Raw genomic sequence first — 20,806 nt, 5'->3', positions numbered from 1 at the left:
ATGACCACCGCTCTGAGAAGCATTTTTGCAAAGCCTGTCGACCGCCCGATTGATGGTGTGATCAAAGCGGACGACGAGGCGAGCCTGCGCGTCGAACTCGACGAGTATGTTATCACCGATGAAATCGGAAAACGTCTTGAGACCTTCCTCGACGCTTATAACAACTACGACACTGCCAATGGGGTCTGGATCTCAGGCTTTTTCGGATCGGGTAAGTCGCACCTCTTGAAGATGCTCGCCCTTCTCATGGAAAACCGGGAAGTGGATGGGGTCCGGGCATTCGACATCTTCGAAGAGAAGCTGGCCGATCAGCCCATGCTTCAAGGATCTCTGCGCAAGGCTGTTTCCGTGCCATCGAGATCGATCCTGTTCAATATCGACCAGAAGGCCGACGTCATTTCCAAAGCCGACGTCGACGCGCTTCTCTCAGTGTTCCAGAAGGTTTTCGACGAAGCCTGCGGATACTATGGAAAGCTGCCACATATAGCGCAGTTTGAACGAGACCTCGATGATCGCGGCCAGCTGGCTGCGTTCAAGGACGCTTATGAGACCGCTGCAGGCAAACCCTGGGAGCGAGGCCGTGAGCAAGCAGCGCTTGAGCGGAAGAACATTGCGACCGCATTTGCCGTGGTCACGGGCGGGGACCCGGCGGATGCCGCGGATATTCTGGGCCAGTACCGGGCGGATACGCGCGTCTCAATCGAGGATTTTGCGATCAAGGTGAAGGCCTGGATCGACAAACAGGGGCCAAAGTTCCGGTTGAACTTCTACGTGGACGAGGTCGGCCAGTACATCGCCGAGAACGTCAAATTGATGACGAACCTGCAGACCATCGCCGAAAGCCTGAATACGAAATGCAAGGGTCAGGCCTGGGTCATCGTCACGTCGCAACAGGACATGGAAGCCATCATCGGGGACGGTAAAGCATTCCAGTCGCAGGACTTCTCAAAGATTATGGCGCGCTTCGGCGTGAAGATGCCGCTGAACTCGGCCGACGTGGCAGAGGTCATCCAGCGTCGCCTATTATCCAAGACCGACGAAGGTCAGGTCAGGCTTGGCAACCTGCATGATCGCGAAGAAAACAACCTCAAGACCCTTTTCGATTTCACGGACGGGTCGATAAAGCTGAAAAATTTTGACGGGCGCGCCCACTTCGTCTCAAGCTATCCGTTCCCGCCCTACCAATACATGCTGTTCCAGATGGCAATCACGTCGCTGTCTCAGCACAACGCTTTCGAGGGCAAGCACAGCTCAGTCGGCGAACGCTCGATGCTGGGTGTGTTCCAGGAGGTCGCCAAAAAGATGGCGAACCAGCCTGTGGGCGACCTTGCTACGTTCGATCTTATGTTCGAGGGCATCCGCACCGCCCTGAAGTCCGCCGTCCAACAGTCGATCCAGATTGCCGAAAAAGAAATCCAGGACATCGACCCTTTTGCAATCCGGGTGCTGAAAGCGCTCTTCCTTGTCAAATACGTCAAGGAGTTCAAGCCAACGGTGCGCAACATCAGCGTCCTTTTGCTCTCTGAGTTCGATACTGATCAGATCAAACAACGCCGCAAGATTGAAGAGGCGCTGTCCTTCCTCGAACGAAACACGCTTATCCAGCGCAATGGCGAGGTCTACGAGTTCCTGACAAACGAGGAGAAGGATGTCGAGGCTGAGATCAAGGCGCTCGATGTCGACCCGTCCGAGCTGTCGAAGGAAATGGAGACGCTGGCATTTGATACGATCTTGCGCCATCGCAAGATCAAGCATCTGACCACCGGCAATGAATACAGCTTCAGCCGAAAACTGGACGATCACCTCTTGGGCCGGGAGCATGAGCTCTCGATCAATCTGATCAGCCCTTTCAACGACGATGTCGCCTCGCCCGAGGCTGTGCGAATGCGGAATGTGAGCCGTGAGGAACTAGCGGTCGTATTGCAAGCTGATGTGCGATTCATTCGTGATCTGACGCTTTTCAAGCAGACCGACAAGTTCATCCGGCAAGCCCGAGCAGGCTCGGAGCAGCCGGGGCGCGACCGCATTGTCGCGGAGAAAGGGGATCAGAACAGCCGCCGCTACAAGGACCTCGAACTGCGCTTGCGCAAGCTGATGGCAGAGGCGCGGATGTTCGTGCGCGGCGATGAGCTTGATATCGGCGGCGAAGAGCCACAAGAGCGGATCGTGAAAGGCTTCCAGGGCCTCGTCGACAAAGTCTATGTCAACCTCCCGATGTTGCGGGGGGTGACCTATTCCGAGGCCGACATTCTGAAGGCCGCAACGCCTGAAAGCGGACTATTTGGCGACAACGGCGAAGGTCTGACCGAGGCCGAGCAGGACGTGTTGAACTACGTCCAGTCTCAGGCCCGGATCGGCGTGAAGGTCTCCGTCAAGTACCTTACAGAACGGTTTGGCGGTAAACCTTATGGGTGGCCTGTCACCGCAGTTCTATGCCTCGCCGCCAGCCTATCCGGTAAAGGGAAGCTGGAGGCTCGCTCGGACAGCATGGTGCTTGAGCGCGCCGAACTCGCGAAGGCGCTCAATAACAGCCATGCCTTGGCCAATGTCCTTCTGACTCCGCAGACCGAGTTCACCTCCGCCCAAATTCGGAAGGCGAAGGAGCTCTACAAAGAGCTGTTTGATCTCCCCACGGACGGCACCGACGCCCGCACGATTGGGGCGGAATGGCTGGAAAGCACTCGGACACTGTCGGAAGAACTGGGAAAGCTGCTGGCCCAGAAAGCCCAGTATCCGTTTGTCGTGGCGCTTGAGCCGTTGGCGGCGAAAATCTCGGCTATGGTGGGCAAACCCGCCACTTGGTACATAACTGAACCTGCGGCGCAGGAAGACGACTTGCTCGACGCCAAGGAAGACGTGCTCGACAAGGTCCGCAGTTTCATGGGCGGCGCACAGCGCGAGATCTATGACGATGCGCGCGATTTTCTGCGCGATCAGGAAGCGAATATTTCCTACGTCGATGCGGTTGCGGGCGAGGCCTTGGCCCGCACGTTGGCAGATCCTGCCTGTTACAGGGGCACGGCTATTCAATCCCTCAAGACGGAACTTTACGGACTGAAGGACCGCGTGGAATTGACCGTGCTCGAGGAGCGCAAGGCCGTGATCACGGCCATCGATGAGTGTTCGGCCAAAGTTGCGCAGACGCCAGAATTCCAGGCACTCTCAGCAGATGACCAAGCGCACATCAAGCGTAACATCGACAGCCACAAAGCCGGGCTCGACAGCGTCAAGATGATCCCGATCCTGCGCGACAGAGCAAACGGCGCGAAGCTCGATCTGCTACCGCGCATTCTGGTGGAGGTCGAACGGCTCAGCCGACCGGCCCCGCAGCCGCAGCCCAACCCCGGTATAAATGTGCCCCCGGCGCCTGCCCCGCAGCCCACCTATGTCAACGCTTCGGAAATCAAGGTGGGCTTCGCCAAGCCCTACCTGACCGAAGAGGCGGACGTCGAACAATATGTCGACGCAATGAAGAAGACCCTGTTGGAGCAGATCCGCGCGGGCAAGAAGGTGATCGTCTGATGTTGACCAAGATCGAGTTCGAGAACTTCACTGCGTTCGAGAAGTTGGAACTCTCCCTGTCCCCGAAAGTCAATGTCATTATCGGTTCCAACGGGACGGGTAAGACCCATCTGCTGAAGGCCATCTATGGTCTGGGCCTGATCGCGGACCGCAAATATCCTGATCGCGCAGACGAGGGTTTCGCAGCCTCTGCGTCAGGAAAGTTCCTGCGCATATTTTCAACCGAGGACAACAGGGTAGGAACCCTATCTTCCAAAGGAGCTAAATCGCCGACACGGCTACGGTTGGTGAACAGCGATGAGGTCTCCTTAGAGGTGGTTTTCGGTGCGAGGTCTCAATATTTGGAATTCACCTCAGGTGCTGTTGACCCTCAGCCTACAAACTCGCCGGTCTACATCCCGACCAAGGAAGTGCTTTCCTTGGTTCACGGCATTCGCAACCCGAAACATGACCGCGCTACTGTCGAGATGATTTTCGATGGTGGCTATGTAAACTTGGCGGAACTTCTTGTGCAGTCCGGCTCTGACGAAGCGATACCCGACTCCATGGAGGACCCACGGCTGTCTACCGTCATTCGCAAACTGGTTGGTCTTGTTGGGGGCAGGTATCGTTTGAAGGACGGCGGCGGCTTCGATTTTGAGCCGGGGCGATATGAAGAGAAGCTGAAGGCTGATCCATCACGGTCCGAGTCGCAAACTGCGAAGGCATATCAAGATTCGACACAAACCCGCTTTGTTTCCAGCGATAGCCAGCCATTCCCAACTGGAATGACAGCCGAAGGATATCGGAAGATTGGCGTCCTTCATCGGTTACTAAGCAACGGCTCAATAAATCCCGGAGAAACCGGCGTTCTTCTCTGGGACGAGCCGGAAGCGAACCTGAACCCAAAGCTGATGAAGGAAGTGGTTGAAGTCCTTTTGGAGCTTTCGCGAAATGGTCAGCAAATTGTTGTCGCCACCCACGACTACGTGCTTCTGAAGTGGCTGGATCTGCTAATGGACAAGAAAGGCAAGGAGGACCATGTCCGATATCACGTGCTGCAAAGGCGCGATGAAGACGGAAGGATGTCTGTCTATTCGACAGATGACTACGGACAGCTTGTGACAACGGGCATATCGAAGACCTTCGGAGAACTTTACGAGGCGGAAATTGAGCGGTCGCTGAAGGGTATTGAGTTATGACGACGGTGCAGGAATTCGACCTGGAGCTCTCTTTTCCCGAGGCACAAGTAGTAATCCATTTCGATGACAGCGATTACCATGCAAGCAGTACGGTCCAGCGCGTCGATTTCATCGCAGAATACGAGGCGCATTACCTGTTCGTTGAGATCAAGGACCCTGACATTCCGGGGGCTGAAAACCCTGCTGCTTTTGTCACCAAATTGAACTCCGGAAAGCTGGTTCAAAGCCTCGCGGGCAAATTTCGGGATACCCTTTTCTTCCGATCAGCGCAGGGCAAGAATGACCGTAAAGTCCTCTATCTTGTCCTGCTCTCAATGCAGAACCTAGACAATGCTTTGCTGCTTGCAAAACAAGATGAACTGCGGAAGGCCATTCCGATCAGGCATGCGGACTGGGCGGACGATTGCGCCGCAAGCTGCATCATCCTGAATTTTGAACAATGGAAAAGACAATTCGGAGAGCAGTCACTTCGCCGAATTAGCGAGGGGGCGGCCTGATGGACACCACGAAACTCAAGAAGTTTGCTCAGTTCGCGCGTCGCGCGCTCATTGAACAGGTCGCTGCGAAACTCGAGGCGGTGTCCGCTGAAGGCTCTGCCGCTCAGCGCGAACATCCGGCTGCCTTCAAGAAGCTTGAGGCCAGCATTGCCCAGCACGGCGAAGAAGAAGTTGTGGAGCGGGTCGCCTACATCTGGTTCAATCGCTTCACCGCCCTGCGATTCCTTGATGTGAACGAGATCAGCGCGGTTCGCGTCGTCTCTCCCTTGCCCGGGCAATTCCAGCCCGAGATCCTTGCGGATGCGAAGGCCGGAAACATCAACGAACAGCTCGTGCCCGAGGCGACCCGCCGCAAGGTCAGTGACCTGCTGGAGGGGCTGACCCCCAGCCAGGATCCTCAGGCCGAGGCGTATCGGCTGCTTCTCGTCGCCATCTGCAATTCCTGGCAGACCAGCATGCCGTTTCTTTTCAAGCGGATCGATGATTACACCGAGCTCCTGCTGCCCGCCGACTTGCTGTCCAATGCCTCTATCCTTGCCTACCTACGTGAGGCTATGACGCCGGATGCCTGCCAAGACGTTGAGATAATCGGCTGGCTCTATCAGTTCTACATCTCCGAAAAGAAAGACCAGGTCTTCGCCTGGCTCAAGAAGAACAAGAAGATCGAGGCCGACAATATCCCCGCCGCGACGCAGCTCTTCACCCCGCACTGGATCGTCCGCTACCTGGTCGAGAACTCGCTGGGCCGACTGTGGCTGCTGAACCGACCGGGGTCAAAGCTGGCCGAGAAGATGGATTACTACATCGCGCCGGAAGAGCCCGAGGCGGACTTCCTGAAGATCGGCAAGCCCGAAGAGATCAAGATCTGTGATCCGGCCTGTGGGTCGGGGCACATGCTGACCTACGCTTTCGACCTGCTCTACGCCATCTACGAGGAAGAGGGTTACGAAGCGACCGAGATCCCCGCGCTGATCCTGACGCACAACTTGACTGGTGTGGAGATTGACGACCGCGCGGGGGCGCTCGCTGCCTTTGCGCTGGCGATGAAGGCAGCGGCGCGGCTGGGGCGGCGACGGTTTTTGCGGATGGACGCGAAACCCGACATCTGCGTGTTGCAGGACGTACGGTTCAAAGACGACGAGATTCCCACCTACATCAGTAAGATCGGGCGCGATCTGTTCACCGATGGCCTCATTGAGACCATGAAGCAGTTCGATCAGGCCAAGAACTTCGGCTCGCTGATCGTGCCGAAGCTAAAGTCGGTCGAGGAAGTCCAAAAGCGGATTTCTGGTGCGGATCTGCAGGGCAACCTATTCATCCGCGACGTGCATGAACGCGTGCAGAAGGTGCTCGAGATGACCGAAGCCCTCTCGCCAAGATACCATATCGTGGTGGCCAACCCGCCGTATATGGGCGGGAAAGGAATGAACGCGAAACTCGTGTCTTTTGCGAAGGAACAGTTCCCAGACAGCAAGGCTGATCTGTATTCGATGTTCATGGAGCGCGCACTAATGATGTGTCGACCGTCTGGCATGATGGCTATGATTAACATGCAATCTTGGATGTTCCTTTCCCATTTTGAGAAGATCCGCACAAAACTGCTGTCGAACGCGACGCTGCTATCGGTTGCTCATCTGGGTGAAAGGGCGTTCGACACAATTGGTGGCGCAGTTGTTTCAACGACAGCATTTGTATTTGAGAATTCACACAGTGCATCGCACAAAGGAGAATATCTCAGACTAATCGATGGCCGCTCCGAAGCGGAGAAGGCCGAAATGATGAAAGCTGCCATTGCCGACCCAGACTGTAGTTGGCGATACAAAGCAGCTTCTGACGACTTCTTAAAGATTCCTGGAAACCCTATCGCCTATTGGGTGAGTGAGCGGGTATTGGATTTGTTTCAAGAACTGCAGCCATTGTCCTCGATAGCAAAACCGAGGCAAGGGCTTGCTACATCTGACAATGACCGCTTTCTCAAACAATGGCATGAGGTCTCAAGCGGTAACTTCGCAACCTCGATGGACAGCCATGAAGCGGCTCTTTCCTCCGGAAAACGTTGGTTCCCCTGTCAGAAAGGTGGCACATTTCGTAAGTGGTTCGGAAACAACAATATTGTTGTGAATTGGGAGAACGACGGAAAAGAACTTATGGAGTTCGCGGCCCAGCTCTACGGATCACCAACGCGAACGATCAAGAACATTCCGTTTTATTTCCGCGAAGGAATGACTTGGTCGACAATATCCTCGAGTGCTTTGGCTATGCGCTACAGTCCGGTCGGGTTCATTTCCGAAACCAAGGGTGCCGTTTGCTTTGCGGATTCACAAGACCAGTTGTTCGGCCTGTTAGGCTTTAGCAACTCGCCATTGGTAAACCACTTTTTACTAACGATGTCACCGACGCTGGATTATCATGAAGGACCGGTTGGCAAGCTACCTGTTCTGTCTGACATCCCTATTTCGTCTCAATCGACTGCGAGATCGTGCGTAGATATTGCCCGCTCCGACTGGGACGCCTACGAAACCTCTTGGGATTTCACGACGCTCTCACTGCTCCAACCCGATCACCGCGGCGACACGCTAGAGGACAGCTATGCGCGGCTCCGCACCCACTGGCAGGGCATGACCGACGAGATGCAGCAGCTGGAGGAAGAGAACAACCGCATCTTCATCGACGCATATGGCCTGCAAGACGAGCTGACCCCCGAGGTGCCGCTCAATGAGATCACCCTCACCTGCAACCCCGCCTATCGCTATGGCGTGAGGGGCACCGAGGCCGACCGCGAAACCCGCCTGCGCGCCGACACCATGGCCGAGTTCCTCTCCTACGCCGTGGGCTGCATGTTCGGCCGCTACAGCCTCGATGCGCCGGGCCTGATCCTCGCCAATCAGGGCGAGCGGCTGGAGGATTACCTCGCCCGCATCCCCGAGCCGACCTTCACACCCGACGCTGACAATGTGATCCCCGTACTCGACGAAAACTGGTTCGCCGATGACATCACCGAACGCTTCCGCCTGTTCCTGCGCGTGACCTTTGGCGAGGCGCATTTCCGCGAGAACCTGCGCTATATCGAGGACGCCCTTGGCAAGGACATCCGCAAATACTTCACCAAGGATTTCTACGCCGACCATGTGAAGCGCTACAAGAAGCGCCCGATCTACTGGATGTTCTCCAGCCCCAAGGGCACGTTCAACGCGCTGATCTACATGCACCGGTATCGCGGCGACACCGTGTCGGTGCTGCTCAACGACTACCTGCGCGAGTTCATCAGCAAGCTGGAGGGAGAGCGCGGCCGGCTTGAGAAGCTGTCAGATGACATGAGCGCCAGCCAAGGCCAGCGCACAAAGGCGCTGAAAGACATGGCCGTGATCGCCAAACAGATCGACGAGCTGAACGAGTGGGAGCGCGATGTTGTCTTCCCGTTGGCGCAGGCAAAGATCGAGATCGATCTCGATGACGGTGTGAAGGCCAACTATCCGAAGTTTGGCGCGGCGCTAAAGAAGATCCCCGGACTAGAGGCCAAGGATGACTGACCGGATCACCGCCAGCCTCGGACGGCTCTTTGACGAGCATCGCATCGTCTTCTGGTATGACGCAGCGCGCGACATGCGGGGAGAGTTCGATGCACTCGATCTGCCTAGTGTGACCAAGGTGGAGATCACCAACAACCAGTTCGGCCTCAAATACCGGATGCTACGCCAGGAACCGAAGGCAAAGTTTCTGGTGTTCCATGACGGGCCAGAGCCTTTGAGCGCGGCGAACTGGCTGCTGGACCTGCAGTTGGCGACGGCGGTGTTCAAGGCGGACCAGGCGGCGAGCTGGCTGGGCGAGCTGGGCCTGCCGCCGCAGTTTGAAAACGTCGTGCGCGACCATATGGAGTTCTACCGCTCCAAAGCGCGGGTGGCGGAATTGAAACGGCTTTTGCATGCCGCGGATACCCAATCGCAGGTTCGGCTGCGCATGCTTGCGGTCTGTGCTGGCGCCGAAGGTGGGCTTGATACTGTGGTCGAAGCGCTGTTGGGCGAGCTGGCTGAGGGTCGCGATGATGCAATGCGGCTCATCGAGCGTTCGGGCCTGATGGAGGTGTTCTGGAAGCAGGTCGGAAATGCCTATGGTTATCAGCCCGACGAGCCCGATTTCGAGGACTTTGCGATCGCGCTCTTCCAGTCGGCGTATCTGCGGGCGCTCGGCGAAGATGGCAAGCTGAACGCCGAGGCGCTGCTGGTCTTCCGCCGCTGGAAGAACAACCGCCACTGGGAAGGAGCTTTTGAGACGCTGGCCGCCCGCTATCAGGGCCTGCTGAAGATCCCGGAAGATCTGTCCAAGCGCGATTTCCGGTCGGTAATGGCGGTCGACCATTTCGAGGAAATCGATCGCCACGTCATCCGACAGCTTGTTCATGCGATGTCGACCCAGACCGTGAGCGCATCCGAGGTGCTGAAATGGGTCCGCGAGCGCCGGCAGAGCCATTGGTATGGCAGCTACGAGGATATCTATCAGGCGATCGGCTTTGCGACCGAATTCCAGCAGGCGCTGGCTGAGGCCAATCTGGGGATGACGAGCCCAGCCGAGGGGGTGAAGCGGTATGTCAGCAGCTGGTACAAGCTCGACCAGCTCTATCGCAAATTCGTCTACCACATGCAGCGCAGCGGCCATGCCTCACTACTCTCGGAACTCTACGAGGCGGTCGAGAACAGATACACCAACAGCTACCTCTTGAAACTGAACGATGCCTGGCAGGATCAGGTCGCAGGGCTGACCGATTGGGCCATTCCCGGATACGCACGCCAAAGCGCCTTCTATTTCGAGCAGGCCGCAGAGTTCCGCCGCAAGGACCAGAAGGTTGCGGTCATCATCTCGGATGCTTTGCGCTTTGAGGTAGCCGAGGAATGCCTGCGCCGCATACGAGCGCTGAACCGATTTGATGCCGAGCTGAAACCCATGATCAGCGCGCTTCCGAGCTATACACAGCTCGGTATGGCAGCGCTTCTGCCAAACCGGGACCTGTGCTTTGCGACCGATGGGCAGGGTTCAGTCCTGTCAGGTGGGGAGAGTACCCAAGGCCTCGCCGCGCGCGAAAAGCTTCTGGCAACCGGACGCGCAGGGGATCGTACCAAGGCCCTATTGGCGCGCGATGTACTGGATATGCGTGTCGACGAGGGCAAAGAGCTCTTCCGCGACAACGACGTGGTCTACATCTATCACAACCTGATCGACGCGATCGGGGACAAGCTGCAGACCGAGGATCAGCTGCCCAAGGCTGCCGAAGACGCGATCGAAGAGTTGACCAAGCTCGTTCGAAAGCTGACCTCGGCAAACTTTTCGAACATCCTGATCACGGCGGATCATGGCTTCCTCTACCAGCACCGAGCGCTTGACGAGAGCGACTTCGCAGTTGCGGATCCCAAAGGCGACGAAATCCTGATGCGGAACCGTCGGTTCGTCGTCGGTCGTGGCCTTCATGAGACCGCAGGCATGAAGAAGTTCTCTTCGGTCAACCTGGGCCTCACTGGCGACCTCGATGTCCTGATCCCGAACTCTATCAACCGTCTTCGGGTCAAAGGCGCGGGAAGTCGGTTTGTCCATGGTGGCGCGTCGCTGCAGGAAATCGTCATCCCTGTCATCCGTGTTGGCAAACAACGCGAGGCGGATGTGAACCAGGTCGAGGTGCAGATCATTGTGTCCGGCCGGAGCCAGATCACCTCCGGGCAGACCGCGGTGATCTTCTACCAAGCGCAACCCGTCTCCGAGAAAATGCAGGCCCGCGAGTTGGTCGCGGGAATCTACGCCGCCGACGGCACGCTAATTTCAGACGAGCATGTTCTGCAGTTCGACTTCACCTCGGACAATGCCCGAGAACGTGAAATGCCGCGAAAATTCCTGCTGTCGCGTCAGGCGGATAACTTCAACAATCAGGACGTATTCCTGAAACTGCGCGAGCGGGTTGGCAAAACCAGCCATTACCAGGACTACACAAGCCACCGCTTCCAGTTGAAACGTGGCATCACAACAGATTTTGACTTTTGAGGAGCGGCCCCATGAGTGATCTCGACGCCAGGATCAATGAACACTTCGCGGGTTTCGTCGTGCGCAAGGACTTGGTCAAGGCGGTCAAGGGAAACGCCATTGTTCCAACCTATGTGCTCGAGTACCTCCTCGGCCAGTATTGCGCCACCGATGACGAAGCATCGATCGCCACGGGCATCGAAACCGTCAAAGAAATCCTGCGCAAGCATTACGTCCACCGTAGCGAAGCCGGGCTCATTCAGTCGACGATCAAGGAAAAGGGGCGCTACAAGGTCATCGACCAGATCAGCGTGTCGCTGAATGAGAAGACCGACAGCTATGAAGCCACCTTCGACAACCTCGGCATCAAGAAGGTCGCGGTCGACAGCGGCACGATCAAGGCGCACCCCAAGCTTCTTGTGACGGGCGTCTGGTGCATCGCGGATGTGCAATACGAGTTTTCCGAGGATGCCCGCATCTCGCCCTGGATCCTCGAAACCATCAAGCCCATTCAGATCGCCAAGGTCGACTATGAGAGTTACCGCGCAGCGCGTGAGAATTTCGGCACTGACGATTGGATCGACCTGCTGATGCAGAGTATCGGCTTCAGCCCGGAAGCCTTTGGGCGTCGTGCCAAGCTGTTGCAGCTCATGCGCCTGATTCCCTTCGTGGAGCGTAACTACAACATCATCGAGCTTGGGCCCAAAGGGACGGGCAAGTCGCACATCTACTCCGAGTTCTCCCCGCATGGCCAGCTGATCTCTGGCGGTGAGGTATCGATCCCGAAACTCTTCGTGAACAACTCGAACGGGCGCATTGGCCTTGTAGGCTACTGGGACGTCGTGGCCTTCGATGAGTTTGCCGGTCGTGAAAAGACCGCGAACAAGGCTCTCGTCGACATCATGAAAAACTACATGGCCAACAAAACCTTCTCCAGGGGCGTGAACCCCATGGGGGCGGAGGCCAGTTTCGCCTTCGTCGGCAACACCGACCACAATGTGCCTTTCATGCTAAAAAACAGCGACCTCTTTGAGGCACTGCCACCCCAGTTCCATGACTCGGCCTTCATCGACCGCCTGCATGCCTATTTGCCCGGCTGGGAAATCGACGTGATCCGCAGCGAGATGTTCACCAAGGGGTACGGCTTCATTGTCGACTATCTGGCCGAAATCTTACGTCACCTGCGCCAGGAGGATTTTTCACATCGGCCAGACCTGCATTTCAAGATCAGCGAGAAAATTTCGACGCGAGATCGGGATGCAATCTACAAGACCATGTCCGGGCTTCTAAAGCTGATCTTCCCAAATGGCGGCGAGACAGCGGAAGATGTCGAAGAACTACTTCGGCTTGCCATGGAAAGCCGCAAGCGCGTGAAAGACCAGCTAGCTCGCATCGACAGCACCTATCCCGAGGTCGATTTTTACTACCTCGGATCCGACGGCACCAAGCGGCGTGTAACAACGGTCGAGGAAGAAGAATACCCGCAGTTCTACTATCTCAAGCCAGCGCTGGATCCCAAGGAACAGGAACAGACCGAGACGTCGACTGTTGGTGGCGATGCCGCTTCGGACGCTGGTGGAGCGGGATCAGCTTCCGGCACCGCGGCAGAGCCCATTCTTGCGGCCAAGACAGACGTAAAACCTGCTCTGGAAGAAGGGCATCACGTCTTCACTGAGGATCGCAAGGGGATTAGTTACGATCGCCTCTTTGGCCCATACATTGCGGGCGCATCCAAGATTATCGTGACGGACCCCTATGTGCGGTTCTTCTACCAAATCCGAAACATGATGGAATTCGTTGAAATGGTCATTCGGCGCAAGTCGCCCGAGGACCAGATCAGCGTTCATCTCGTAACCGGTCCTGATGATGGTAACGTTGCAAAACAACGTGAATTGCTGGATTCAATCGCAGACGCCTGCGTCGGCTCTGGCGTTGCGTTCACATGGGCCTTTGATGGCACAGGGACCGCGCATGCGCGCGATATCGTTACCGACACCGGCTGGAAAATCGTGCTGGATCGCGGTCTCGATATTTTCCAAGCACCCATCAGAAAGGATGGGTTTTCACTTGGGGACCGTTTGCAAGAGCACCGAATTATCAAGGGCTTCTACGTGACCTATGTGCGAAATGGTGAGGGGTAAGGCGTATGTTTCGCATTGATAAAGATGACAACTCGATCAAGCCACTCAAGGCATGCAGGAAACCATTGGCAAACCGACAGACCCCTTAGTGGCTTTTTAGCCAGATCATGCCATCAAAGGCACCAAGCTTCGCCTTATCTTGGGTATCGTAGAGGCGGCGGGCCTGAGTTGAGACCCCAGTGCTTAACCGGGTGATCTTTCCGCTCCATCCGCTGTCTTTCGGAAAGACTACAATGTGGAACCCGTCCGTTTTCAGGTAATGATTTCCACTTTGCGAGATTTTCCATTTTCGTGTCAGCCAGCGCCCTCGCCTTTGAGCCAAATTCTTACTATCAGATTCCCGTTTGGACGCGGCCGCGTAGTCTTCCTCCATCTTACCGGCACAAACACAACCGCACTCCAGAATATTCGGATAGTCGGGGTGCTGCATCTGGTGAACATACCGGATGTCCTGGTTTTCGCACATTTCACATTGGGTGGAGGGTTCACCAAGGTCCTCAAATCCGATGCAAGTCCAGCCTTTCTTAGGAACACCTTGTTGCGACCATTTCCCAAACGATGGCATTTCAGACTCCCTCGCCCTCTGACGCAGGCAGTTTGATCAGGTAACCGCGCGCCAGCTTCTGTTTGACTATATCAGAAAAGGCAGTCTCAGCCTCGGTTTGTGTCCAGTACCAATCGTGGCAATGCCGCCCCCAAGTACCAAAGCGGCCCCACTGTCGGTGGACGCCGTGTTGGCCAAACAGGTCTTTGGTCAGCCCCACGGAATAGAACCGGTTCATGTTGAGGGAGGGATCTATGCGACGCATATCAATTTGCATCGATCTCCTCCTCGCTCATCGGAATATAGTCGATAGAGACCCGTTCTAGACGAGGCTCCTTTTGCTCAAGACCCCATCGGCGTATCGTGTAGAACTCAAGTGCTTTCCGGGTTCTGGCCTCAAGCACGTCTGAGGTGAACCCAAATTCAATGCGGACCACGCGTTGCTGCGCCTCAGTCAATCTTGAATGCGGCTTAAGTTTCAGGATGGCCCAGGTGAACCAATCGTCATCTCGGGGTACCGCACCAGCTGGTTTGGTTATTGCGAACGACTGATCCGGGTCAATGCGAGCAGGATGGAAGTCACGGAAACCCTCACGTTCAAAACACCAGGCTCGTACGTGAAGCCTAACGCCATCAGAAGCGAACCGAACAGGTGCAATCCAGCGAGTCATCGGTTCAGGATCTCGCATCGATTGATAAACGATCCTCGTTGCCTCTTTGGCCCTGAAGGCACGGTAGAGCGGCCTTAAAACACGCAAGTCCTGAGTGCGTTGCAAATCTGGCAATCTATCGAATGCGGGAGATTGTGCGCCGACCAAGAGTTGCTCCAATTCCATCGAGGACGCCTTGCCACTGAGCCGTTCAAAGCTGTCATGGGCAAGGTATTGGCGCGACGACGCATCATAGTGCAGTGCGTCTTTTGGCGCTTCGGCGAGGTAAGCCCGAAAATCGAGAGCGGCCTGTGCATTCGAAATACCAAAACGCTTGGTCAAAGAAGCGCGAGTCGCTGCCCCGTCCCAGAAAAACAATCTGTCGAGGTGCTCTAGGCGCGCACGCTGGGCGTGTTTGAGGTCTTCGAAGGGCATTGGGGAAGGATACCTTGACTCCCTACCATTGTCCATATAGTTTTTACATGTGTATTAACTGACGGTGCGACATGAGACTACTTCATACGGCAGATCTGCACCTGGGGCGCCAGTTCATGGGGTTGAGCCTCGAGGAGGATCATGAGGTTATCCTGGGTCAGATCCTTGAAACGCTTGTGGTCGAACGAGCCGATGTTCTTGTCATCGCGGGGGACGTTTTTGACCGTGCCTCTCCGCCCAATTCATCGATCCGGCAGTTCAATCGCTTCCTCAAGCGTGTAGCAGAGGAGACCGAAGCCGCTGTGGTGATGATCTCTGGAAACCACGATTCTGGCGACAGGATCGAGGCTATGTCTGTCTTTTCCACCGCGTCTCGTGTGCTGGTGCGCGGGATTGCCGATGCGGTTGAAGCGCCGTTGGTGCTGTATGACGCGCAGGGCGAGGTCGCCTTTTCCGCACTGCCCTTTTCCTATGAATACGCCGCACGCGAGGTGTTCGGGGATGAAAGCATTAATGCGCCGGCGGAGGTAGTTGCCGCCCAGATCGCTGCGGCGAGGAGGCAGGTGCCTGATGGAGCGCGTTGGGTCGTCGTGGCTCATGCTTTCGTCGCGGGGGGTGCGGTCGGCGAGACCGAGCGCGCCCTGACGCGAGTCGGAGGCATAGAAACTGTTCCCGCCAATGTCTTCGATGGGGCAGACTATGTTGCACTGGGGCATTTGCACAAGCCGCAGGAAGTGGGCGCGAGCCATATTCGGTACTCCGGCGCACCGCTTGCTTTCGGTTTCGACGAGGCGGGAAACGAAAAATCCATGACTGTCGTCGATCTGAAAGCTGAAGGGGTCGAGATCCGCATCGTACCGTTCCGACCGATCCGGCAGGTTCGCTCGCTTACCGGGGCATTCTCGGATCTTCTGGAAGGAACGCCGTCTGACGATTTCATCCAGGCTATCCTGACGGATGAAAACCCTCTGATCGATCCGATGAAACGGCTACGCGCGACCTATCCCAATGCTTGCCATCTGGCCTATGCCCGGCAGGCGTGCGCACCGGAGACCAAGGCGCTCGGCAGCGGGCGGGCCGCGGTCACGCCGATCGAGATGATTGGCGACTTCGTGAAGGTTGTGCGCGGCCGGGAACCAAACGCCACCGAAGTCGCGATCGTCGCGGAAAAGCTCCACACAGTAGCCTCCGGGGTGGATCAGACATGAGACCCATTCGCCTATCGCTTCAAGCCTTCGGGCCATTTGCGACAATCGAGGTAGTCGATTTCCGGTCCGCGCTGGAGACGGGTCTGTTTGGAATTTATGGTCAGACCGGCGCGGGAAAGTCGACGCTGTTTTCGGCGATGTCCTTCGCGCTATTCGGGGCGCCGACCAAGACTGATCAGGAACCACGTTCACTACGCTCGGATCACGCCGCGGCGGATCTACCTACCGAAGTCGAATTTGTCTTTGAGCTGGGCGCCAAGACCTACCTGATCCGTCGTCGTCCGGCGCAGGAACGTCCGAAGGCACGCGGTGAAGGGACCACTGAGGACGCGGCGGAAGCCTCGTTATTCGACGTCACCGGGATTCCGGTGGACACTCTTGGTCCGAGTCAGTCTGGCCGTGTCATTGCGGAAAAGAAGGTCTCGCTAGTAGGGCAGCAAGTCGAGGCGCTGCTTGGCTACGGGGCAGATCAGTTTCGACAGATCGTGCTCTTACCGCAAGGTAAGTTCGAGACGTTCCTGGCCGCAAAAACGGATGCGCGGGTCGAGATATTACGGGATCTCTTCGACGTGAAGATCTATCGCGATCTCGCCGCACGGCTGAAGGAAGAAGCCTCAGAGGCAGAACGATCGTTGCGCGACCAGCGGGCTCTCTACGTGGCTCGACTCGAGGAACGTGGCTTCGAAAGCGCCGAAGCGCTGGAACTCGGAATTGCCACAGCCGAAGCCGAAGTCGAAGAAAAGCAGGGCATTCAGCGCGGCGCGGAGATGGCCAACGAAGCCGCGCGCAAAGCTCTGACCGAAGGCGAGCAAATCGAAAAGGCATTTTCTGCTGTCGATACGGCACAGCGGGCTGTCGATGATCTAGAAAAGAAAACGGGCGAGGTCGAAGAACTGGCCAAGCGGATTGAGGCTGTCCGGAATGCCATGCAGGCCCGTGATCTTGAGACGGCTTTGCGCGATGCGGAGCAGGAAAGCCGGAATGCGGTGGAGGCTGTCACAAAGGTCGAGGCGGAACTAGACATCGCCAATGACGCGAAGGAAGTGGCGGGAAAAAAACTTGTTGAGGCACAGTCGGGTGAGGACCGGCGGCAGCAAGTTCAGGCTGACCTGACAAGGTTGGAGGCGATCGAGAACCAGGTCGGTCAGGCATCGGCTCTTAGAAGCGCGTTTGACGACGCTGCGAAGGACGAAGCTTCAGCGAAGAAGGCTCTGACCGAGGCCATAGATGCCCGAGAGAAGCTCAAGTCTCAGCGCGATGCGACCGATCTGGCGCTTGATCAAGCGCGAAAGACCGAAACGGAGCGAGGCCAGCTGACCGGTGAGCTGGCCGAGGCCAACCGAGAAAGGGTCAAGGCTGCGGCGTATGCTAAGGCGCAAGAAGCTGTCGCGGATGCTCAACGAAATGTCGATGAGGCATCGAGCGAACTGGCGACAAGAACTGACGCTGCACGAGCCGCTGACGCGGGCTTGCTAGAAGCCGAGGCACGGCTTTCGCGCACGCAAGCGATCATTCTGGCCGAAAAGTTGATCGAAGGAGCGCCCTGCCCTGTCTGTGGTTCCCATGATCATCCCGCGCCTGCCCATGGTACGCCCGAACAATCTGGTTTGACCGAAGCGTTTCGGAGCGCGCAGGTTCTGGCGAGAACCGCCTCCGAAGCCAGAGTTCGGGCCGAAAGCGAACTCGGCAATTTTCGAATGCGGCTCGACGAAAAGAAGCGGACGCTGGAGGAACAGGAAAGTCCTGAGCGCACGTTGGTGGAACTCGAAGCTGAAATCGCACGGCTTGAAGGCGACGTCGCCGCGCTTGGAGAAGCGGTCGATTTAGACGCGGTGACGGAGCAGTTGGCCCAACTCAAGCTGAAACTGACTGAGGCTGAAGCTGCCGAGGCTACGGCGCGCACCGCTGCGGGAAAGGCCGAGACCGATCTTGCCGGCGCGCGTGCCAAGCTGGACACAGTGATCGAGGCCCTGCCGGAAAGTCTGCGCACGCCCGAGGCGGTTGTCGCTCGCCGGGAGGCTTTACAGAGAGAGCAAAGGCAACTGTCCGAGGCGCTGGAAGTGGCGACGCAACAGGACCGAGCCGCCAGTGAAATGCTCACCCGTGCGCAAGAGCAGCTTGAAGCAGCAAAGCGGGCGCGCGACGCGCAGCAACAGCGCGTAAAAAAGGCGCAAGATGATTTTGGTGCTCGGCTTGCCGAGGTCGGGCTGGGTAAAGCGGGATATGATGCTTGCAAGGCGCATTTCCCGACCCTCGATGCCGACCAGAAGACGGTATCCGATCATCGTGAGGGCCTGATCGCGGCTCGCACGACATTGCAGAACGCCACAGCCGCTTGCGCAGATCGTGAACGCCCGGATCTTGCCCCGCTTCAGCTGGCTTTGGCAGACGCCACCCAGACCTTGAACGCGGCCAACGCTGCACTTGCCACAGCGAGAACGGATGTATCGTCGCTGACCAAATTCAAGGAATCGCTTGCCGCGGCTCTGACCGAAACCGAGCGGCTAGAAACCGAGACTGGTCCGCTCCGGGGGCTGGCCGATCTGGCTAACGGCAAGAACGATTTCAAGATGACACTCGAGACCTTCGCGATCGGAGCAATGTTCGACCAGGTTCTCGAGGCGGCGAATATGAGGCTCGACCCTATGACGCGTGGTCGCTACCGGCTAACGCGTGGGGTCGAGGCATCTGGCGGTCGCGGCAAGCGTGGGCTTGAAATCGAGGTCTTCGACATCAACACCGGCAAGGCGCGCCCGACAGCAACGCTGTCAGGCGGCGAAACCTTTATCGCGGCACTGGCCCTCGCGCTTGGGCTAGCTGATGTGGTCGAGAGCCTTTCGGGCAAGATCCGGATGGACACAATTTTTATCGATGAAGGCTTCGGGAGCCTCGACACCGAGAATGGGGCGGGCACGTTGGATCAGGTGATCCAAGTTCTTGCTGCGCTGACAGAGGGCAGCCGGGCCGTCGGCCTGATCTCGCACGTCGGGCTGGTGCAGGAGGCTATTCCACAAGGCTTTTACGTGCGCTCGACCCCAAGCGGCAGCCGGGTCGAGGAAAGAACGGGTATGGGATGACGGACCGCTGGTATTACCGGAAGGCACACACCCGCCGTCTGTCGTCAGGGCGCACGGTATCCGTCCGCGGCGGTTGGGCAGTTCGGGGCGATCGTGAAAGCAAGAGGGGCGCATCGTTCAGGCGGACTTGTCCAATATGTGGGGCGCTGATCGTAAGCGTGGGCATGCCCAGAGGAGGGTGGGTCCATTTTGAGGGCGGCAAAGGCCTGACACAAGTTAAGCACCCTTGTCTGCATCTTGGCGAGGGTCTGAGCAGGCGGCGCGACGAGGACACACCGGATCTTTTCGAAAGGCTGCCGTAGCTCGTTGCCGGATCACACAGAGCGATTCTGACCAAGACACCTGGGTCGATATTCAAACCACCCTTTGGCGACATCGATGAACGTAAGCATTGGCGGCAAGCGCTCCTCCCTCAATGAACCGAGAAAGTCCCTGTCGCTGGATCTGATCACAACGGTCTAGTCCTTGATCCGCCACATCCTGAATCGTCCTTGTTGCGTCACTTCTCGGATCAGGCCTCGCTCTTCCATCCATGCGAGGTTCCTTTGAACAGCCGCGCGACTTGCGCCTGTTAGGGCCTCCGCCATTGGGGCCGACACCAAAGGCCACTCTGTCAACACAGATCGAAGAGCGGCCGGAGTTCTGCCCGAAAGCTGAGACATGGCTCCATCCGCCCGAACACTCCATGTTTGGGTGCCATCTAGATGGCGCATCGCCGTTAGAATTGCGCTGTTCATCCCATCCAGCCAGCGGGCCAAACGTTCGGGCGGCAAGCCCGATGCACGCAGCCCCCCTGCCCCGCCCATAGCGAGCGGTGCGAAAATGGCGCCGCTTCCGTCACTGGCCGCGATCCTAGACGCGGTGACGGCGGCTTCCATCTGGTCGCCGTGCTGTCCGAGGCCCGCCAGGTTCCAGAGATGAAAGCCCATGCAAGCCCGCGTGATTGGGTGGAGATCGGCCGCGGCTGCCATTACGTCCAACCATCCGCCCGCGCGATCTTCGAAACGCTCAGCGCTGTCTTCAATGCTGTCGGGATCGCGGCGATCCAGGAAGGCGGCCAAGTCACCTTTTGGTCCAGGACCGCCTGTCAGTCGCCGAACAGCCCATCCAACTCTTGCCAGGGCATTTGGGTCATCCTGTGCGCCCGAGAGCCGCATCGATACCCAGAGCGCCAGACGATCAGCACTCACCCGATCTCCTGCGAACCAGCTAAGATCCGCCGCCTCGATCAGCGCGAGCCGATGCCGCCAACCTTCCGGGCCACGCAGCAGTCGGTCATCCAGAGCTCCCAGGCGTCCAGCCACTCTTGCCAGTCGCGCAGCGTGAACCCCCTCTGCCTTTGCCCAGTCGTCGATGACAGCAGTGTCGGGCGGTTCCGCCCGTGGCCCAGGAGGCAAATCATCCGGTTCTTCTTCGAGTGGCCCAGGCAGAAACCAGAGATCCTCTTCGTTAGCCTCTTCATCCTCCTCGATGGTGATGAGTGGCTCGTCGAAATCATCAGTGAAGGCGGATGCTTGGGGTTTCATATGTGCAAAATACTGTTTTTTT

General features: G+C 57.3%; 12 protein-coding genes. 8 read left to right on the top strand and 4 right to left on the bottom strand.

What is annotated here, in order from left to right:
- From brxC to brxL, 6 genes are read left to right on the top strand one after another with little or no spacing between them, the layout of a single operon-like run.
- Positions 1–3,522 (top strand): BREX system P-loop protein BrxC, encoded by a 3,522-nt coding sequence (gene brxC / locus VWY60_RS01130; protein ID WP_416592414.1) that lies wholly within the window; start codon positions 1–3, stop codon positions 3,520–3,522.
- Complete coding sequence (locus VWY60_RS01125) at positions 3,522–4,703, top strand: AAA family ATPase (protein WP_416592413.1); 1,182 nt, start codon at positions 3,522–3,524, stop codon at positions 4,701–4,703. The genes brxC and VWY60_RS01125 overlap by 1 nt, the downstream gene beginning before the upstream one ends.
- Positions 4,700–5,200, top strand: coding sequence for a hypothetical protein (locus VWY60_RS01120; protein WP_199258163.1), 501 nt, complete (start codon positions 4,700–4,702; stop codon positions 5,198–5,200). Before VWY60_RS01125 ends, VWY60_RS01120 begins: the two co-directional genes overlap by 4 nt.
- Positions 5,200–8,730 (top strand): BREX-1 system adenine-specific DNA-methyltransferase PglX, encoded by a 3,531-nt coding sequence (gene pglX, locus VWY60_RS01115; protein ID WP_416592412.1) that lies wholly within the window; start codon positions 5,200–5,202, stop codon positions 8,728–8,730. Before VWY60_RS01120 ends, pglX begins: the two co-directional genes overlap by 1 nt.
- Positions 8,723–11,224, top strand: coding sequence for a BREX-1 system phosphatase PglZ type A (gene pglZ / locus VWY60_RS01110; protein ID WP_416592411.1), 2,502 nt, complete (start codon positions 8,723–8,725; stop codon positions 11,222–11,224). The genes pglX and pglZ overlap by 8 nt, the downstream gene beginning before the upstream one ends.
- A gap of 11 nt (positions 11,225–11,235) precedes the next feature.
- Positions 11,236–13,344 carry a BREX system Lon protease-like protein BrxL gene (brxL, locus tag VWY60_RS01105; RefSeq protein ID WP_416592410.1) on the top strand — a complete coding sequence of 703 codons (2,109 nt, stop codon included), beginning with the start codon at positions 11,236–11,238 and terminating at the stop codon, positions 13,342–13,344.
- Between the two features lie 85 nt (positions 13,345–13,429).
- Here brxL and VWY60_RS01100 read toward each other — a convergent pair whose 3' ends face one another.
- From VWY60_RS01100 to VWY60_RS01090, 3 genes are read right to left on the bottom strand one after another with little or no spacing between them, the layout of a single operon-like run.
- Entirely contained in the window at positions 13,430–13,909 is a 480-nt protein-coding gene (locus tag VWY60_RS01100) for a hypothetical protein (RefSeq protein ID WP_416592409.1), read from the bottom strand.
- Between the two features lies 1 nt (position 13,910).
- The gene (locus tag VWY60_RS01095; protein ID WP_416592408.1) at positions 13,911–14,165 is read right to left on the bottom strand and encodes a WGR domain-containing protein; all 255 of its coding nucleotides are present in this window, start codon (positions 14,163–14,165) and stop codon (positions 13,911–13,913) included.
- On the bottom strand, positions 14,155–14,973 hold the full coding sequence (locus tag VWY60_RS01090; RefSeq protein ID WP_416592407.1) for a WYL domain-containing protein: 819 nt from the start codon (positions 14,971–14,973) through the stop codon (positions 14,155–14,157). Before VWY60_RS01090 ends, VWY60_RS01095 begins: the two co-directional genes overlap by 11 nt.
- Before the next feature lie 71 nt (positions 14,974–15,044).
- On the opposite strand from VWY60_RS01090, the gene VWY60_RS01085 reads away from it, so the two are divergent.
- On the top strand, positions 15,045–16,181 hold the full coding sequence (locus VWY60_RS01085; protein ID WP_416592406.1) for an exonuclease SbcCD subunit D: 1,137 nt from the start codon (positions 15,045–15,047) through the stop codon (positions 16,179–16,181).
- Positions 16,178–19,258 (top strand): AAA family ATPase, encoded by a 3,081-nt coding sequence (locus VWY60_RS01080; protein WP_416592405.1) that lies wholly within the window; start codon positions 16,178–16,180, stop codon positions 19,256–19,258. Before VWY60_RS01085 ends, VWY60_RS01080 begins: the two co-directional genes overlap by 4 nt.
- A gap of 458 nt (positions 19,259–19,716) precedes the next feature.
- Here the strand turns inward: VWY60_RS01080 and VWY60_RS01075 are convergent, their stop codons facing one another.
- Entirely contained in the window at positions 19,717–20,784 is a 1,068-nt protein-coding gene (locus VWY60_RS01075) for a hypothetical protein (protein WP_416592454.1), read from the bottom strand.
- Positions 20,785–20,806 lie beyond the last annotated feature (22 nt).

The organism is Phaeobacter sp. JH20_26 (assembly GCF_048056275.1).
GTDB lineage: Bacteria > Pseudomonadota > Alphaproteobacteria > Rhodobacterales > Rhodobacteraceae > Phaeobacter > Phaeobacter bryozoorum.
The sequence above is the reverse complement of the archived record's forward strand: the minus strand, read 5'-3'. Positions and strand labels throughout refer to the sequence as shown.

What these genes read in the sequence shown, in the direction of transcription:
- pglZ (WP_416592411.1), top strand. Translation starts at nt 8,723, where the DNA reads ATGACTGACCGGATCACCGCCAGCCTCGGACGGCTCTTTGACGAGCAT.
- brxC (WP_416592414.1), top strand. Translation starts at nt 1, where the DNA reads ATGACCACCGCTCTGAGAAGCATTTTTGCAAAGCCTGTCGACCGCCCG.
- VWY60_RS01095 (WP_416592408.1), bottom strand. Translation starts at nt 14,165, where the DNA reads ATGCAAATTGATATGCGTCGCATAGATCCCTCCCTCAACATGAACCGG.
- VWY60_RS01120 (WP_199258163.1), top strand. Translation starts at nt 4,700, where the DNA reads ATGACGACGGTGCAGGAATTCGACCTGGAGCTCTCTTTTCCCGAGGCA.
- VWY60_RS01075 (WP_416592454.1), bottom strand. Translation starts at nt 20,784, where the DNA reads ATGAAACCCCAAGCATCCGCCTTCACTGATGATTTCGACGAGCCACTC.
- VWY60_RS01125 (WP_416592413.1), top strand. Translation starts at nt 3,522, where the DNA reads ATGTTGACCAAGATCGAGTTCGAGAACTTCACTGCGTTCGAGAAGTTG.
- brxL (WP_416592410.1), top strand. Translation starts at nt 11,236, where the DNA reads ATGAGTGATCTCGACGCCAGGATCAATGAACACTTCGCGGGTTTCGTC.
- VWY60_RS01090 (WP_416592407.1), bottom strand. Translation starts at nt 14,973, where the DNA reads ATGCCCTTCGAAGACCTCAAACACGCCCAGCGTGCGCGCCTAGAGCAC.
- VWY60_RS01100 (WP_416592409.1), bottom strand. Translation starts at nt 13,909, where the DNA reads ATGCCATCGTTTGGGAAATGGTCGCAACAAGGTGTTCCTAAGAAAGGC.
- VWY60_RS01085 (WP_416592406.1), top strand. Translation starts at nt 15,045, where the DNA reads ATGAGACTACTTCATACGGCAGATCTGCACCTGGGGCGCCAGTTCATG.
- pglX (WP_416592412.1), top strand. Translation starts at nt 5,200, where the DNA reads ATGGACACCACGAAACTCAAGAAGTTTGCTCAGTTCGCGCGTCGCGCG.
- VWY60_RS01080 (WP_416592405.1), top strand. Translation starts at nt 16,178, where the DNA reads ATGAGACCCATTCGCCTATCGCTTCAAGCCTTCGGGCCATTTGCGACA.